The 17,215-nt window shown below is 67.7% G+C and carries 8 protein-coding genes; 2 read left to right on the forward strand and 6 right to left on the reverse strand.

Features of this window, described 5'->3' with window-relative positions:
• Window positions 1-69 precede the first annotated feature (69 nt).
• Together pks13 and GOPIP_RS08595 are read left to right on the forward strand one after the other, a co-directional pair.
• On the forward strand, window positions 70-5,355 hold the full coding sequence (gene pks13, locus GOPIP_RS08590) for a polyketide synthase Pks13 (RefSeq protein WP_006369241.1): 5,286 nt from the start codon (window positions 70-72) through the stop codon (window positions 5,353-5,355).
• A gap of 35 nt (window positions 5,356-5,390) precedes the next feature.
• Window positions 5,391-6,938, forward strand: coding sequence for an acyl-CoA carboxylase subunit beta (locus tag GOPIP_RS08595; protein WP_006369242.1), 1,548 nt, complete (start codon window positions 5,391-5,393; stop codon window positions 6,936-6,938).
• Window positions 6,939-7,163: 225 nt separating this feature from the next.
• On the opposite strand, the gene GOPIP_RS08600 is transcribed toward GOPIP_RS08595, so the two are convergent.
• The 6 genes from GOPIP_RS08600 to GOPIP_RS08625 form a co-directional block, all read right to left on the reverse strand.
• Entirely contained in the window at window positions 7,164-7,922 is a 759-nt protein-coding gene (locus GOPIP_RS08600; protein ID WP_006369243.1) for a VIT1/CCC1 transporter family protein, read from the reverse strand.
• Between the two features lie 86 nt (window positions 7,923-8,008).
• A complete protein-coding gene (locus GOPIP_RS08605; protein ID WP_006369244.1) occupies window positions 8,009-9,253 on the reverse strand; it encodes a DICT sensory domain-containing protein in 1,245 nt (414 codons plus the stop codon).
• 197 nt (window positions 9,254-9,450) lie between these two features.
• Window positions 9,451-9,726 (reverse strand): hypothetical protein, encoded by a 276-nt coding sequence (locus tag GOPIP_RS08610; protein WP_244421127.1) that lies wholly within the window; start codon window positions 9,724-9,726, stop codon window positions 9,451-9,453.
• Window positions 9,727-9,736: 10 nt separating this feature from the next.
• Window positions 9,737-10,279, reverse strand: coding sequence for a Dps family protein (locus GOPIP_RS08615; protein ID WP_006369246.1), 543 nt, complete (start codon window positions 10,277-10,279; stop codon window positions 9,737-9,739).
• 137 nt (window positions 10,280-10,416) lie between these two features.
• Complete coding sequence (locus GOPIP_RS08620; RefSeq protein ID WP_006369247.1) at window positions 10,417-13,698, reverse strand: arabinosyltransferase domain-containing protein; 3,282 nt, start codon at window positions 13,696-13,698, stop codon at window positions 10,417-10,419.
• 76 nt (window positions 13,699-13,774) lie between these two features.
• Entirely contained in the window at window positions 13,775-17,134 is a 3,360-nt protein-coding gene (locus tag GOPIP_RS08625; protein ID WP_006369248.1) for an arabinosyltransferase domain-containing protein, read from the reverse strand.
• Between the last annotated feature and the right edge of the window lie 81 nt (window positions 17,135-17,215).

A 17,215-nucleotide genomic window follows, 5' to 3' on the forward strand; every position in this document is an offset into this window, starting at 1 on the left:
TCCGCGTCGGCCGGCCGCCGTCACGAACCCGCGCGGCCATCGAGCCGTCGCCAAGTACCCTGAGAAACGATGTCTGAACTGAATAACGACGAGCCGAACAACCAGGTCGACGCCACCAGCACCGACGGGGAGACCGCCGGTGGGCTGACCGTCTCCGAACTACGGGACTGGTTGCGTGACTGGGTGGCGCAGGCCACCGGTGTACCGGCCGATCAGATCTCCGATGACCGCCCGATGGAGGAGTTCGGTCTGTCCTCGCGGGACGCGGTGGCGCTGGCCGCCGACGTCGAGGACAAGACCGGCGTCATCCTCACCGCGACGGTCGCCTATAACCATCCGACGATCGCCATGCTGGCGACGCGCATCATCGAGGGCGATCCCGACGAGGGCATCGACGCCGACGACGACCGCTTCTGGGAGCGCGAGCGCAGCGACGCCGACGACATCGCCATCGTCGGGCTCTCCACGCGATTCCCGAAGGCCGGTCAGTCGCCGGAGTCGACGTGGGAGGCCCTGATCGAGGGCCGTGACGGCATCTCCGACCTCCCCGACGATCGCTGGACCGAGTTCAAGGCCGACCCGCGGATGGCCGAGGTCCTCGAGAAGCGCAATCTGCGCGGCGGATACCTCGACGACGTCAAGTCCTTCGACGCCGACTTCTTCCAGATGAGCCCCCGCGAGGTCGAGATGGTCGATCCGCAGCAGCGGCTCGCGCTGGAACTGACCTGGGAGGCGCTCGAACACGCACGCATCCCGGCCAGCGATCTCAAGGGCGGCAGCGTCGGCGTTTTCGTCGGCACCTCGACCAACGACTACCAGCTGATGGCCGCGCTCGGTCTCGGTGAGGGCTCCGACGAGACCGCGGCCTACGCCCTGACCGGCACCGCCACCTCCATCATCGCCAACCGCGTTTCCTACTTCTTCGACTTCCACGGGCCGTCGGTCGCCATCGACACCGCGTGCTCGTCGTCGTTGGTGGCCGTCCACCAGGCCGTGCAGAGCCTGCGTTCGGGCGAGTCCGAGGTCGCCCTGGCCGGTGGCGTCAACATGATCCTCACCCCGGCGGCCACCGTCGGCTTCGACACGATCGGCGCGGTCGCCAAGGACGGGCACATCAAGGCCTTCTCCGCCGACGCCGACGGTATGGTTCGCTCCGAGGGCGGCGGTCTGTTCGTCCTCAAACGACTCGCCGACGCCCGCCGCGACGGCGACCAGGTGCTCGCGGTGATCTCCGGTACCGCGGTCAACTCCGACGGTCGTTCCAACGGCATCTTCGCTCCCAATCCCGAAGCGCAGGTGGAGGTTCTGCGATCGGCGTATGCCGACGCCGCACTCGATCCGCGTCAGGTCGACTACGTCGAGGCACACGGCACCGGCACCATCCTCGGTGATCCGATCGAGGCCGACGCGCTGGGCCGGGTGGTTGGTCGCGGACGCGTCGTCGGCGCCCCCGCGCTGCTCGGATCGGCCAAGACGAACTTCGGACACATGGAGTCCGCAGCCGGTGCCGGCGCACTGGCCAAGGTCGTGTTGTCCATGGGTCACAACAAGATTCCGGCCTCCCTGAACTACGCCGGACCCAACCCCTACATCCAGTTCGAGGCGACCGGCCTCAAGGTCACCGACGAGATCACCGAATGGCCGCGCTACTCCGGGCATGCCATCGCCGGGGTATCCGGATTCGGTTTCGGCGGTACCAACGCCCACATCATCGTCCGCGAGGTACTCCCGGGCGACCTCGAGGAACCGGCCGCCGTCGCCGATCTGACCGACGCGGCCGCCGCCGAGACGCCGGCCGCCGACCTCGACGACGACGAGGACTTCCTCACCGAGGCCGAACGTGCGGTACTCGCCGCACAGTCGGCCGCCCCCGAGGCGGACGCCGTTGTCGCCGAACGTGATCCGGCCGACGATTTCGCGCCCTGCGCGGTCGACGGGGCGGTGGTGCCGCTGGTGATATCGGCGTTCCTGCCCTCACGGCGCCGCAAGGCGGCCGCCGATCTGCTCGAATGGCTCGAATCCGATGCCGGACAAGCCACCCCGCTCGCCGACATCGGCCGTGCGCTTGCCCACCGCAACCACGGACGGTCGCGCGCCGTCGTGATGGCCCGCTCCCACGAGGACGCCGTCAAGGGTGTGCGTGCGGTGGCCGAGGGCAAGGCCAATCCGCTTGTGTACTCGGCAGATTCGCCCGACGCCGCATCGGCGGTGTGGTTGTTGAGCGGCTTCGGGTCGCAGCACCGCAAGATGGCCAAGCAGCTTTACACCGAGAACCCGGTCTTCGCCAAGTACGCCGACCGCGTCGATCACCTCGTGCAGCGTGAACTCGGATACTCCATCGTCGAGATGTTCCTCGACGACGAACAGACCTACGGCATCGAGACCAGCCAGGTCGGCATCTACACCATCCAGGTCGCCCTCGCCGACACGTTGCGCCACTTCGGCGCGCAACCCGGTGTGCTGGTACCGCATTCGATGGGTGAGGCCTCGGCCGCCTACATCAGTGGTGGTCTCTCGCTCGAGGATGCGACACGGGTGATCTGTCAGCGCTCGCGTCTCATGGGTGAGGGCGAGTCGATGCTCACCGGCGACGATATCCGGCTGATGGCCCTCGTCGAATACTCCGCCGAGGACATCAACGACGTCCTCGTCGACTACCCGGACCTCGAGATCTGCGTCTACGCTGCGCCGACCCACACCGTCATCGGTGGTCCCGAGCCGCAGGTCGACGCCATCGTCGAGCGCGCCGAGAAGGAGGGCAAACTCGGCCGCAAACTGCAGACCAAGGGTGCGAGCCACACCTCGCAAATGGATCCGCTTCTCGGCGAATTGGCCTACGAGCTCACCGGAATCGAACCACTGCGCCCGACCGTCGGCTTCTACAGTTCGGTGGACCGCGAGACCTTCTATCGTCCCGGGCACGAGCCGGTGCACACCATCGACTACTTCCTCAAGGGACTGCGCCACAGCGTGTGGTTCTCGCAGGCCATCGCGAAGTCGGTGGAGAACGGTCACCGCACCTTCCTCGAACTCTCCCCCAACCCGGCGGTCCTGATCTCCGTTGCGGCGGTGACGTTCTCGGCCGGACTCCAGAACGCCGAGCTGATCGAGACGCTGCGCCGCAAGGAAGACGAGAGCTTCGGCGTCATCAACGCCCTGATGAAGCTGTACGTGCATGGTCACGCCGTGGACGTCGCGTCGCTGTTCGGCACCGGCGTTGGCCGGGGGTTCGCCGACATCCCGCGCACCCGTTTCGAGCGAAAGCCGTACTGGCTCAAGGCCACCGTGAATTCCGGTGGGGGCAGCGGATCGATCCCCGGTGCACACGTGGCGTTGCCCGACGGCCGGCATGCCTGGGAGGTCAACGCCGGCGCGGTCACCGACCTGCGTGAGCTGGTCCGTGCCGCGGCCGCGCAGGTCCTCACCGAGGCGACGGTCGGTGCCGCGGTGGCCCACGGCGAGATCGGTGCTGGCGAGGGCACGCTCACGACGACGCTGAGCCCGCATCCGGGCGGTGCGTCGGTGACCGTGCATGCCAAGCACGACAAGAACTTCGGCCTGCTGTTCGAGGCGGTCGTCACCGGCGCCGCCGTCGCCGGTACTGCCGAGGGCGCCCCCCAACCCGCCGACAGCGCCCCCCAGCCCGCCGACAGCGCTCGTCAGAACGCCGACGGCGCCATCGATCCGCGCAAGGTCGGCTACATCGACAACTCGGTGGTCGTCGAGGACGAGATCATCGACGACATCGGCAACAAGTGGGACCCGCAGTCCGGTGAGTCGATCGACGACCGGCTCGCGATCATCGTCGGCGAATCCATGGGCTATGACCCGGAAGATCTGCCCCGCGAGATCCCGCTCGTCGAGTTGGGCCTGGATTCGTTGATGGCCGTGCGCATCAAGAATCGCGTCGAATTCGAGTTCGACATCCCGCAGCTGCAACTTCAGGCGATGCGGCAGGCGAATCTCTCCGATGTCTCCAAGTTCGTGAACTATGCGGTCCATCACCGTGACGAACTCGACGACCTCGCCGAGAATGCCGCCGGCGGAGGCGAACTCGATACCGCCGCGCTCAACGCCTACATCGACGAGCAGAACGCCAAACGCGCCGACAGCGCTTCTGCTGCCGCTGACAGCGCTCCGGCTCCCGCCGACAGCGCTCCCGCCGTCGCCGACAGCGCCCCGACTGCCGCCGACAGCGCCCAGAAGCCCGCCGACCTCACCTCGCAGGCCGCGGTCGCCGAGGCCGCGGGCTCCGATGTCCCGCCGCGTGACGCCGCCGAACGGCTCACGTTCGGGGTGTATGCGGTGGTCACCAAACGCTCGGCCGGCGGCATCTTCAACAAGCTGCCGGTCCTCGAAGAGGATGTGGCACAAGCGCTCACCGACAAGCTCAACGAGCGCACCGGTGGTGACATCGACGTCGAGGACATCCTCGATTCGGAGACCATCGAGGAAATGTCGAACTATGTTCGCGAGTTCCTCGACGCGGCCGCCGACACCGACGGGTTCGTGCGCTACCTGCGACTGATCGACGGGAAGAAGACCTACGACCCGCAGGCCGGTGATCCGACGCCGGTGCTGCTGTTCCATCCCGCCGGTGGTAACACCTCTGCGTACGAGGCGCTGCTCAAGCGGCTGCCGGATTCGGTGCCGGTCATCGGTTTCGACAGGGTCGAGGGCAGCATCGAAGAGCGTGTGCGGCACTACATGCCACGCCTGCGCGAGGTGCAGCCGCACGGCCCGTACGTTCTGGTCGGCTGGTCGCTCGGCGGCGCGCTCGCCTATGGCGCCGCCCAGGTGTTGCGCGACGAGGGCGAGGAGGTCGACTTCGTCGGTCTCATCGACGTCGTCCGTCCCCGCCACGATGTCGTCGAGACACCCGACACCAAGCGGGCCCGACTGGAGCGCTGGAAGGACTTCGCGATCCGCAACTACGATCTCGACGCCGACATCCCGATCCCGATGGATCGGCTCGTCGAGGCCGACGACGAGGGGCAGTTCGCGATCATCACGGAGATGATGTCGATGTCGGGCACCAAGATCCCCGGCGGCATCATCGAGCACCAGCGCACCTCGTTCATCGACAACCGCGCACTCACCAACATCGCTCCGACGCCCTACGGCGGCAAGGTCGTGTTGTACCGCGCCGACAAGATGCACGACGGCGCAATCGAACTCGAGCCGCAGTGGGCGGAGATCGACGAAGACGGTCGGTGGGGCGAGGTGGTCGACGACCTCGAGATCATCCACATCGGCGGCGATCACCTGTCGATCGTCGACGAGCCGTATATCGGCAGGATCGGTGCCGACCTGACCCGCCGACTCGGTACCGTCGGTTCCACCACCAGCAAGTGACAGACCGCGACACCGCGGACCACGCAGAGGATCACATGGACACCACCGCAGCCAAACTCGCCGACCTGAGGGCCAAGCTCGAACTCGCCAAGGAGCCGGCCGGGGAGAAGGCGGTCGCCAAGCGTGCGAAGAAGGGCATCTTCTCCCCGCGCGAGCGGCTGGCGATGCTCTTCGACCCGGGTACCTTCATCGAGATCGGGGCCCTGGCCAAGATGCCCGGCGCCGCCGAGACCGGATACGGCGACGGCGTGGTGACCGGTCACGGCCTGGTACACGGGCGTCCGGTCGCGGCGTTCTCCCACGACCAGTCGGTGCATGGCGGCACCGTCGGAGAGATGTTCGGCCGCAAGGTGTCTGCGCTGATGGAGTGGGCCGGCAAGATCGGGTGCCCGATGGTCGGCATCAACGACTCGGCCGGCGCGCGCATCCAGGATGCGGTGACCTCGCTGGCCTGGTACGCCGAGATGGGCCGGCGCAACGACCTGCTGTCCGGACTCGCCCCGCAGATCTCGATCATCCTCGGCAAGTGCGCCGGCGGCGCGGTGTACACCCCCGCCAACACCGACATCCTCGTCGCCGTCGAGGACAAGTCGTACATGTTCGTCACGGGCCCCGACATCATCAAACAGACCACCGGAGAAGAGATCTCGGCCGAGGACCTCGGCAGCGCGCACAACCAGGCACGGTGGGGCAACATCCACCACGTCGCCGCCGACGAGAAGGCCGCGTTCGAGTGGGTCCGCGAGTATCTGCAGTACATGCCGTCGAGCTGTTATGAGAAACCGCCGGTGATCAATCCCGGACTCGAGCCCGAGATCACCGACTCCGATCTCTCACTGAACTCGTTCATGCCGGACTACGACAACGCCGGCTACGACATGCACGACATCATCATCAAGCTGTTCGACGACGGCGCCTTTCTCGAGGTCGGAGAGTTGTTCGCGCCCAACATCATCACCGGATACGCGCGCGTCGACGGTCATGCCGTCGGGGTGGTCGCCAACCAGCCGAGCGTGATGGCAGGCACCCTCGACACCGACTCGTCGGAGAAGGCGGCGCGATTCGTCCGCATCTGCAACGCGTTCGGCATCCCGCTGATCTTCCTCGTCGACACCCCGGGCATCCTCCCTGGCCTCGCCGAGGAGCAGAAGGCGACGATCCGACGTTCGGGCCGATTCCTCTACGCCTACGTCGAGGCGGACGTCCCCAAGATCACCGTGGTGCTGCGCAAGGCCTACGGCGGTGCGTACGCGGTGATGGGCTCCAAGCAACTCGGCGCCGACCTCAACTTCGCGTGGCCCTCGGCCAAGATCGCGGTGATGGGTGCCGAGTCGGCGGCAGCGGTACTCACCCGTCGCCAGACCGAGGGCATGTCGGCGGCCGAGGCCGATAAGGTACGCCGCGATTTCATCGACTTCTACAACACGATGATGGCCACGCCGTACCTCGCCGCCGAGCGCGGCTACATCGATGCCGTCATCGAACCCGCCGAAACCCGCCTTCAGCTACGAAAGGCGTTGGCGCAGTTGCGGGACAAGCAGACGATCCGCACCCCGCGCAAGCACTTCCTGATGCCGATCTGACGGTTCCCGTCGTCGCTTGTCGCTCGGGGTGTGGTGGTTCGGATCCAGCACCGTGGCAGGCGGTCTCGAGGCTCGTCGCTATCGCTCCTCGCACCTCGACCATCGGACTTGGTGGAGGTCCATCCATCGGTGTGGGGGAGATCCTTCCCCCGCTGGTCGAGGTGCCCGGCGCCCCAGGCGCCGGGCCTCGAGACCCCTTGCTCTGGTGCTGGTTCCGCCCGCCGCTCACCCCACCGCATGCCCGACGAGGCGACCGATCGCGAACGTCACGATCATCGCTATCGCGCCACCGACCACGACGCGGCACACCGGTCGCCAGGGTGACGAGCCGCCGAGCCGAGCGCCGGTGAATCCGGTGATCGCCAGCGCGGCGACGACCGCGGCGAAGGTGATCGGGATGCGCAGCGACGCGGACGGGATCAGGATCGCGAGCATCGGCAGCAGCGCCCCGCTGAGAAACGACACCGCCGACGACGCGGCCGCCTGCCACGGACTGGTCAGTTCGTGAGGATCGATGCCGAGCTCGACGTCGACGTGGGCCTCGAAGGCATCGCGGGCGGTGAGCTCGGTGGCCACCCGGCATGCGGTCTCGTGCGTGAGTCCCTTCTCCTCGTACAAACCGACGAGCTCGTCGAATTCTGCCTGCGGCTGCTCCCGGAGCTCGCGGCTCTCCTTGGCCAACAACGCTTCCTCGGTGTCACGCTGGGTGCTCACCGACACGTACTCGCCGAGCGCCATCGACACCGCCCCGGCCGCGAGCCCGGCGATTCCGGCAGTGAAGATCGGTCCACGGTCGGTGGTCGCGGCGGCCACGCCGATCACGATTCCCGCGGTCGAGACGATTCCGTCGTTCGCCCCGAGCACGCCGGCGCGTAACCAGTTGAGACGATTCGACAACGATCCCCCGGCATGGGGTTCGCCCCAATGCTGGTGTGGCGGCTCTGCGGAATCATGCTCGGCAGCCGCGCCGTCGAGAGGGGTCATGGACTCACCCAAACACCGAAAGCCGCTCCGCGCAAGCAAGGTGAGGCTGAGCATCACCGCTGTGTGCCGACGCGGCGAGACCGGATTCAGGCGAAGCGTTGCAGGATCGAGTGCACCGCCTGCGTGACGGTGAGCCGGTCGTAGCTCTGGACGAAGTCGAAGGTGCGGTCCAGATCGTCGGCGCCGCAATGTTGATCGCGCGCCGAGAGCAGAGCGGCGAAGTGTGGCCCGAGCACGGCGACGTTCCATTCCTCGACCAGGTCGTCGTCGGGGGCCAGTGGCGCGCGATGCACGTTGCCGTCGCGGATGTCGACGAGGTCGACCCCGTACACACCGGCCAGGCCGGTCCGTTCGGACATGGCCCGCCAGCGTGCCGCGGTGCGCTCGGTGAAATGCCGGGCGTGCTGAAAGGTCCCGACGACGATGGCGGCACCACCGATCGCGGCCTGCTCTTCGAGCGCCTTGCTCATCTCGATCAGGAGGCGCTTGTTGCCCAGTCGCGGCGTGAGCGATGCCGAGGCGATGGCGTACGGCGTGGCCGCCTCGGGCGGCGGGGTCGACCACACGGGCAGTTCGGGCAGCGCGACGACGGTCGTGGCGTGCAGTGCCGCCGGCGACTCGACGGACGGATACAGCGCGCCTGTCCCGAACGATGCGCCCAGGGTCATCGCGGCGACGCGTTTGGCCTCGGTGTCGACGCCGTCGGCGATGACGACGGCGTGGGAGCGCTCGGTGTGCGCGGCAAGGGTGTGCGCCAGTCGCGCCGGATCGGGGTTGGTGCCGTCGGGTGCGATGACGGCCTCGAGTAGCTCGGCGCCGGTGATCACGATGTCGGGTTCGACGAGAGACAGCAGCGTCGCCGCCTGATCGCTGCTGGACAGGCCGTCGACACAGACGATGCGCCCTTCCCGTCGTGCCCGGGCCACACGCGCCAGAGTGCGCTGGGGACTGCGTTCGACGGCGTCGGGCAGCACGACGAGGACTCGCTGTTCGAGCCGTTCGCAGGTGCCGTCATCGAGGCCGTCGATGAGTTCGAGATCCATCGGCACGAGCAGCGGCAGGATCTTCGCGATCGATTGCGCCGTCGGGGTGGCCGCGTACTCGCTCTTGCGCCGGTCGAGGATCTGATGTTGTTCCATCAGACGAGCGGCGCGACGCAGGGCGCGAGCGGTTCCCAGGCGCGTTCCGGTGGGACCACGCAAGGTGAGTTCGACCGCGGCGACGGCGCCGTCGTGCAATCGACACACCGGCGCGAATTGCATGTGGAGCTCCAGATCATCGAAGAGGGTGAAGCCGCTCTCCGCTGCGATCTGACCAGGCTGGGTTGTCATCGATGACCACGTCCATCTGCCTCTCGTGGCCTCAAGGTGCGGACAATCACTGGTGACTGTCGTTCGACTACCTGCGGCCAGGCGGTGGGATGCGGTTGGCTTCACATCCGGTGTATCGGCAGAGGATTCTCCCCGGTACTCCGTGAATCACCCCGGGGGCGGATCTCAGAGGGCAGATCTTTCGGAGGGCGGATCGCTCAGAGCCGGGACAGTGCGAACACCGTGCCTGCGGCCAGGATAACAAAGAACCCGACGAGGGCCAGGGCGAGCAGGATCGAGCCGACGAAGCCCACGGCCATCACGGTCATCCAGATGATGACCGCCACGGTCATGGCCCACCACCAGAAGCCGACGCGGGACTCCCCGGAGTCCGGTGACGCCGGGGTCGCGGAGACCTCGGCATCACCGGCGGCGGGGTGGATCATCGCCCGGTGGTGGGCATCGGCAGCCGCTGGGGCGGAATCGGTTGGCATGGGCGGAGTTTCAGCTGCGCGCCGCAGCTGCTGCGTCGGCCTCGGTGGTCGTGCCGGCCGTGGCGAGTTCACCGGTGTAGCTCTCGAGGTGCGCGCGGACGAACCACTGGAACTTCTCCAGCTCGGCGGTCTGGCCGATCAGGATGTCCTCGGTCACCGGGTCGAGTTCGCCGGTGGTGGCGATCGCATCGCGCTGGGAGGTGATGAAACCGTCATACACCAGGTTCAGTGCGCCGAGGTGCGCCTGCGCGGTGTCGCGACCGATCGAGTAGTCGTCCCACGAACGGTCGGCCTCGATCGCCTTGGCCGTGCCGTGCGGGGATTCGCCGAGGGTGGCGATGCGCTCGGCGATGGTGTCGGCGTAGCCACGGACCAACTCGACCTGCGGATCGATCATCTCGTGCACGCCGATGAAGTTCGCGCCGACGACGTTCCAGTGCACATGCTTGAGGGTGAGGTGCAGATCGTTGAGCGCACTGAGACGCTCCTGCAGGATCTTCGTGACGGTAGAAGCGGTTTCGCTGCTGAGTCCGGGAGCGGTGAATGTGGTCATGCCGCAACGCTATGGCCGGCGCGAGGTGTGCCCAAGCCGGCTCCGTCATGCGTCACGGAACCGAAATGGTCGGTAACGATCGGATAACGCCGCGGGTTTGGCGTCGAGCGGCGCCGGCAGTGGTCAGCCGGCGGTGGTCAATATCCGCTCGAGCGCATCGGTGCCGGGTTGTAGAGCCCCGACCTCCGGGCGGTACCGAGATCGAGCCGTGCCGGGGGTGCCGGATCGATCTCGGTGAATCGTTGCAGACCACCCCAGTCACGCGCCCAGTTGTTGCGCAGATACGTCGGCAACAGGGTGGGGGTGAGCATGGCCTCGGTGATGCCGAGTGGTCCACCTGCCGTACCGGCCATCCAGGTCTGGCTGTTCTTGCGGGTGGCGTCGGCGTCGGGCATGATCCGCCACTTGGGTACCTGCAGCACACCGTTTTTCACGGCCATCGGCTGCTGGCAGGGGAATACCATGCCGGGCAGCCAGTCGATGAACACCCGATCGGTGCGTCCGACGACGTCGTTGAGGGTGGCCATGGTGGTGATCCGCGGCGGGGTGAGTGCCACCCATTCGGCGGGGGCGCCCGCAGTGTCGCGGACCTCGATGCGCACGAGGTCGGCTCGTGCCGGTGAGTTCGCCAGAGGGAAGCGCAGATTGCGCCAGGTCGGCGCCTCGCCGATGTCGAGTGGTGTCATCGTGCCCAGCGGTATCACGCGTCCGTCGGCGCCGAGCCGGCCGAATCGGGCGATCACCTGCTGGCCGGGATGGACGACGCCGACCCCGTCGGTGGCCTGCACCGATCCGGCGACCGCGATCGTCAACAACGGCGCGGCATCTGACCGTGCCGGCATCGAATACCAGGATGTGGTCAGGCTTGCGGTCCCGGTCGGCGACCCGTAGGTGCCCAGAACCGGGGTCTGTGACGGGCTCAATCCGAAGGGCAACTGCACCGTCGACCCGTTGATACCTCGTGCGCCCTGTCCGCCTGCGGTGCCGCCCTGTGCGGAGTCGTCCGACGACGAGGACTCATTGGCGCCGGCCCCCGATTGCGCACTGTTGGTCGCCGACGACGCGCTGTCGTCCTCGGTGGTGTCGACACTGAGCTGGTTCGGAATACCGTTGGGGGAGAATCCATTCGGTGGCGCACCGGTCGGGGTGCCGGCCAGCGCGGCGGAGGTGTCGGGCGCCGGACGGCCGTCGACGGCAGCCGGGCGCAGCAGACCGGTGTTCGGGTTCGCCTCCACGAGCACGTCGTCGGCCAGACCGCACGAGTTGCCGGTGAGCGCGCGCACGTTGGAGTTCAGCCAGGAGAACGAATCGCGCTGCGCGTAGGCGCCCTTGGCGAAGGTGGCGACGGTGAACACGATGACGAAGCACGAGATGACCGGTAGCGGTGAGAATTTCAGCCGCGAGTACCAGTGGTCGGAGTGGCCCGTGCGGGTCGGCTCGTCGACGTAGTCGTCGCGGAAGTGGAACCACAGCCCGACCGCCGCGGTGATCACCGCGAGGACCAGGAACACCCAGCCGAACTGCACGCCGCCCAACGACGGCGGCCGATCCCACCACGGGACCCCGTAACTACCGACGAACCACCACCCGTTGGTGCCGGTGAAAGAAATGCCGGTCACTGCGAGAAGCGCTGCGGCGAAGAAGGTTCGGTTGCGGCGTGAGCGCAGGATGGCCGGCGCCATCATGGCCCCGGCCGCGGCGGCCAGACCACCGGCGATGCCGGCGTACACACCGAAGTGGTGGGTCCACTTGGTGGGTGTGAACGAGATGAAGAACATGGTGCCCAGGGTTACGGCGATCAGCCGCCAGATCGGTGCGCGGGCAACGCCGTTCGGATGAACACGGCGCAACAGCCGCAGTAGCACGACCACCAGGCACAGGATCATCACCAGAATTCCGAAGCGCCGGGTCAACGTACCGTCGGCGGTGGGCAGGATCAGGTAGTAGTACCGGACCGGCTCTTCCCACCACTCCAGGGTCGGGCCGACGTCGGTGGCGACCTGATTCCCGACGAGCAGCGGCATCAGCGGCTGTGCAGCAAAGATCTCGAACAGCACCGCGGTACCCGCGGCGAGGATCGGCGCCAGCATCGGCACCAGACCGTCACGGCGTCGTCGGGTCACCACGGCCTTGACCATCGGCCGGACGCCGGCGAGCAGGGCCGCCACCGCCATCAGGCCACCGGGCGCGAGTGCCAGGGTGAACGCCGCGGTGATCACCGCGACCGCGTACGGCAGCAACCGGCGCGTGGCGATCGCACGCTCGACGCAACACCACGTCAGCAGCGCGCCCACCGCCTCGCCGGGTTCGGGACGCAGACCGTTGTTGTACGGCAACCAGATCGCGAGGTAGACGAAGGCCGCCGACCACACCGCAGGGGTGCTGTGACGCACCGCGCGACCCAACCGCGGAATCACCTCACGCGAGATCAACCACCAACCGAGCAGGCCGAGAGCGAACGCGGGCAACCGCATCCACGGCGCCGCGAGACTGACATGGGTCATCGCGGCGATGACCTGGAAGTGCCAGCCGAACGGGTCCTGCGGTACCCCGAAGTAGCGGAAGTAATTGTCGGCGTACCCGGCGGCACCGGTGATCCGGCCGACCGTGAGGTTGTAGCCGTCGTCGGAGGTGTTGGCGCCGGCGATCCACCAGAACGCCAGGATCACGAACACCACGACGTCGGGCGGGCGAATCGTCCACCACCCCGACGGCAGGAAACGCTTGTGCCCCCGACCATCCCGATGGTCGAGAACGCCCAGGAACACCAACGACGCGATCGTCAGAACGATACCTGCGACGATGGCGAGGATCTTGAGTGTGGTCGGGGAGTTCACATACCGGGTGTCGATGGTGGCGTGCAGGCGTAGACCCTCGCGGGGTGCCGTCGCCGGGAGATCGGTGTAGACGCCGACGATCTGCGGGCGCATCTGCTGATCGGGTACCGAGAAGGTGTGCTGGCCGTCGCCGGGCAAGGCCGGCGCCGATGACGCCGACCCGGGACCGTCGGCGAAGCGCGCCGAGACACCGGTGCCGTCGGCATGGAAGAGGATGCGGCAGTTCGGATTCGACTGTGCAGCCGCACGCGGGGTGGTCAACAGGACCACGTCGCGGTCGGTGACCACCAGGGCATCGGGGGTCGCCCGGATGAACAGCGCTCGCGCCGACGCCTGTTGCCCGCCCTCGGGCAGCGTCGAGAGCAACACCCCGCCCGACGCCGGCAACTCGGCGGCCGGCGAGCACGGCACCGCGACGTCCATGTCGATCGGGACGAAGGCCACCAGCGGCGCGGCGACGTTGCCGACCGCCGATCCCTGCGGCCAATTCAGTTCGGCCGTGGACTGGTTCACCGGTAGCAGCGGGGTGAGGACCGCGAGCAGAAAGCCCAGAAGTCCGGTGACCGCTGCGGCGATCCGCACACCGTGACCACCGGGTATCCGAGTACCCCAGGTCCGAATACCCGGTGTCCCTTCGACGACATCGGTCTGCCGATCCTCACTGGTCATCCGACGACTCCACCCTGATCGATCCCGTTCGAGCCCAGCCCCACCGCGTGCTCGTGCCGACGGTCAGCGCGGCGGCGGGCGCTCCGGCGACCAGCGGTGTGAGTTTCTCCAGTGCTCCCCAACCCTGGTACCAGTCGCCGGACAGATATGTCGGCACCGTCTGCGCCGACGTCGTGCCCTCCGAAATCGCCAGGAGACCACCGTCATCGCCGTCTTCCCAGGTCTTCGACTGCGAGTTCGCGGTCACGAAGTCGGGTTGGATGCGCCATCGCGGCACCTGCGCGACCCCGTGGGTGACCTGCAACGGCTGCTGGCACGGGAAGTGCGCGGCCACACTGAAGTCGATCAGCGTCGGCGCATCGGAACCGACAAGCTGTTGCAGCGTCGCCAGCTTCGGCGCCCGCGGAGGGGTGATCACCAAGAACTGATCCTCGCCGAGATTGTCGTCGAGCAGTGACAGCCGCATCACCGTGGCCGCCGGCGGTGCCGCCGCCATCGGCACCCGGAGATTGCGCCACGGCCGATTCGCGATCACCGGCCCGGGATCGATCGGCAACGCGTCGGGACCGACCTGCTCGAAGGAGCCGTCCGGTCCCGGCCTGCCGAACTGCACCACCACCTGCCGGCCGAAGATGTACACCCCGAACATGTCGATGCTCGCCACCGATCCGGCGGCCGAGAACACCAGCAGCGGAGTCGAATTGCGCTCCGGCAGGTCGTACCAGTCGGTGGTCAGCCGGGCTTCGCCGTTGTAACCGTAACTGCCGAGCACCGGCGTCGTCGCGGGGTCGAGACCATACGGGAGCGCGGCGGTGGAGCCGTTGACCGTCCGCGGTCCGCGCCCGCCGGTGGTCCCCGCTCCGAGCCCGCCGGTGATGGCGAACGGCTGGGAGAAGGGTGCGGCCACATTCATCTGACCGGGACGAGCACTACCGGGCTTGGGTGAGAGATCGTCAGGAACACCGTCGGGGGAGAAGCCGACCGACGTCGCACCGGATCGCGTGCCCGACAACGCCGCCGACGCCGTCTCACCGCCCGCCGGGCGCAACATGTTCGCGTTGGGGTCCGACTCCACCAGAACCTTGTCGGCCATGCCACAACTGTCGCCGCGCACCGTGTTCAGATTCTCGCCGAACACCGTGAACGCGGGATACCGGACCGCCACCGCCTTGGCGAACACCATCACCTCGGAGATCACCATCAGCGTCGCGATGATGGCGATCGGCGACGACGCGACAACCAGGCGCCGGCGATCGGCGCGGCTGTGCCCGTCGCCGTGCGCGAGTCCGCGATTGGCGACGTAATCCAGACGCAGGTGTTGCCACACCGCAAGTGCCGCAGCGACAACCGCGAGCACCAGGAAGATCGTCGACACCCCGATACCGGCCACCACCGGCGCCCGATCGAACCACGAGATGCCGTACTCGTAGGCATACGGCCAGGCGTTCTTGCCGGCCATCGCCGCAGCGAGCGCGAAGAACAATCCGGAGACGAACACCGTCAGGTTGCGCGTGGAGCGCGCCGCCGACTGGGCGACCGCCACCGTCGCGGTGGCGGCCAGCGCCGCACCGAGACCGGCGAAGATCCCGAACTGGATGGTCCACTTGGTCGGGGTGAACGCCAGCAACAGCAAGCTCACCCCGACGGCCCCGATCAACCGCCACGCGGGACCCGGCGCCACCCCACTGATCCGGCTGCGCCGCAACATGACCGCCACCGTCACGATCAACGCCGCCAGCAACAACAGCACCGGCACCCGCCGCGTCAGGGCGCCGTCCTTGGTGTTGACCGTCAAGAAGTAGTAGCGCAGATACTCCTGATTCCAGTCGATCACCGGCCCGGTCGCATACCGGACCTTGATCGCCTCGATCACCGTCGCCACTGTCTGATCACGGAAGACGACGACGAGCACCAGCACCCCGGCCGCGACGATCGGCGCGACCAACGGCGCCAGACCCTCCTCGCGCCGCCGGACCAGCAGGATGTGCAGCAACGGCCGTGCCGCGACGATCAGGATGGCCACCCCGATGAGGCCCTGCGGGGCCAGCGCGAGGGTGAACCCGGCGGCGATGGCGGCGAGTGCGGCCGGGAGCAGAGCCCGTGTGGCGATGGCCTTCTCGGCGGCCCACCAGCTCACCAGCGATCCCAGAACGATTACCGACTCGCTGCGCAACCCACTGCAGAACGGCAGCCAGAATGCTGCGAACACCAACGCCGCCGACCACATCGCCCACCGAGAACGGCTCACGGCGCCACCGAGTCGCGGCAACAACACCCGACTCAGGACGAACCAACTCGCCAGTCCCGCAACGAGTTGCGGCACCAACATCCACAACAGTGCAGGCGAGAGCGCCGACCAATGCCCCAGGAAGGCGTAATACCAGTCGAACGGCGCCTCCGGGATCCCGTAGAAACGGTAGTAATCCGAGAGGTAACCGAACGAACCCGCGGTGCGCCCCATGTTCAGGATGTAACCGTCGTCGGGTGTCCCCGCACCCAACAACGTCCACACGCCCAACACCGCGGTCACCACGAGATCGATCGGCGATGGACGCAGCCGCCGCGCCCATCGGGTGCGGGCACCGACCCGCCTGCGATATCCGCCGAGTCGGTCCAACCAGAACAACGCCCCGAGGGACACCACGACGCAGAGCACCGCGAGGATCATCACCAACAGCTTCAGCACCGACGGCGTGCTCTCGTACCGATTGTCGATCTGCACGTGCGCCCGCACCCCCGACCCGGCGGCCAGCACCTGCGCGGTGGACAGATCGGTGAACATCCCGTCGATCTGCGGTCGAGCGTCGGCGCCGAGATCGCCGGCTGCGTTGCCGACACGTGCGCCGCCCGGCCCGACGAACTGCGCTCCCGTCGCGGTCGCCGAGGAGAACGCATGGAGCCGAGCGCACGCGGCCAGCTCGGCGCGCGGGATCGAGGCGGCCGCCACGTTGCGGAACGTCACCGACACCGCATCCCGGCTCGCCGTCACATACAGGGCCTTGGCCTTCGAATCGGGAGCGGTCGTCGGCATCGTCGCGAGCACCACGCCGCCGGCGGCAGGCAGGCCGCGCAGCACGGCGCAGTCGATCGTGACGTCGAGGGACTCGGCCGTCTGCGCGATCAGCGGCGCCGTCACCGACGGCGTCGGCGCCTCCGCGCTCACCGAATGCTGCGGCCAGTCGAAGGACGCCTGCGTCACGCTCACCGGCAACAGCGGGGTGATGACGCACAGCACCGCGCCCACGACACCCGCGATGACGGCGATCAACGTGATCGGTGCAGAACGGACCGTCGGCGACCCCGTCGGCCGGTCCGCGTCGGACAGTGAAGACGGCGCTGTCGCAGGCACGATGACTGATGCTATGTGACGGAGGCATGCCGGGCGAAGCGCTGCGGCGGGCCCGGTGAACGAGCACTACTGAGACGGCTC

The sequence above is a fragment of the Gordonia polyisoprenivorans NBRC 16320 = JCM 10675 genome (assembly GCF_000241325.1).
GTDB lineage: Bacteria > Actinomycetota > Actinomycetes > Mycobacteriales > Mycobacteriaceae > Gordonia > Gordonia polyisoprenivorans.

Excerpts from the sequence above, each read along its gene's own strand:
- pks13 (WP_006369241.1), top strand. The coding sequence starts at position 70 with ATGTCTGAACTGAATAACGACGAGCCGAACAACCAGGTCGACGCCACC.
- GOPIP_RS08610 (WP_244421127.1), bottom strand. The coding sequence starts at position 9,726 with ATGCCAACCGATTCCGCCCCAGCGGCTGCCGATGCCCACCACCGGGCG.
- GOPIP_RS08615 (WP_006369246.1), bottom strand. The coding sequence starts at position 10,279 with ATGACCACATTCACCGCTCCCGGACTCAGCAGCGAAACCGCTTCTACC.
- GOPIP_RS08605 (WP_006369244.1), bottom strand. The coding sequence starts at position 9,253 with ATGACAACCCAGCCTGGTCAGATCGCAGCGGAGAGCGGCTTCACCCTC.
- GOPIP_RS08595 (WP_006369242.1), top strand. The coding sequence starts at position 5,391 with ATGGACACCACCGCAGCCAAACTCGCCGACCTGAGGGCCAAGCTCGAA.
- GOPIP_RS08600 (WP_006369243.1), bottom strand. The coding sequence starts at position 7,922 with ATGACCCCTCTCGACGGCGCGGCTGCCGAGCATGATTCCGCAGAGCCG.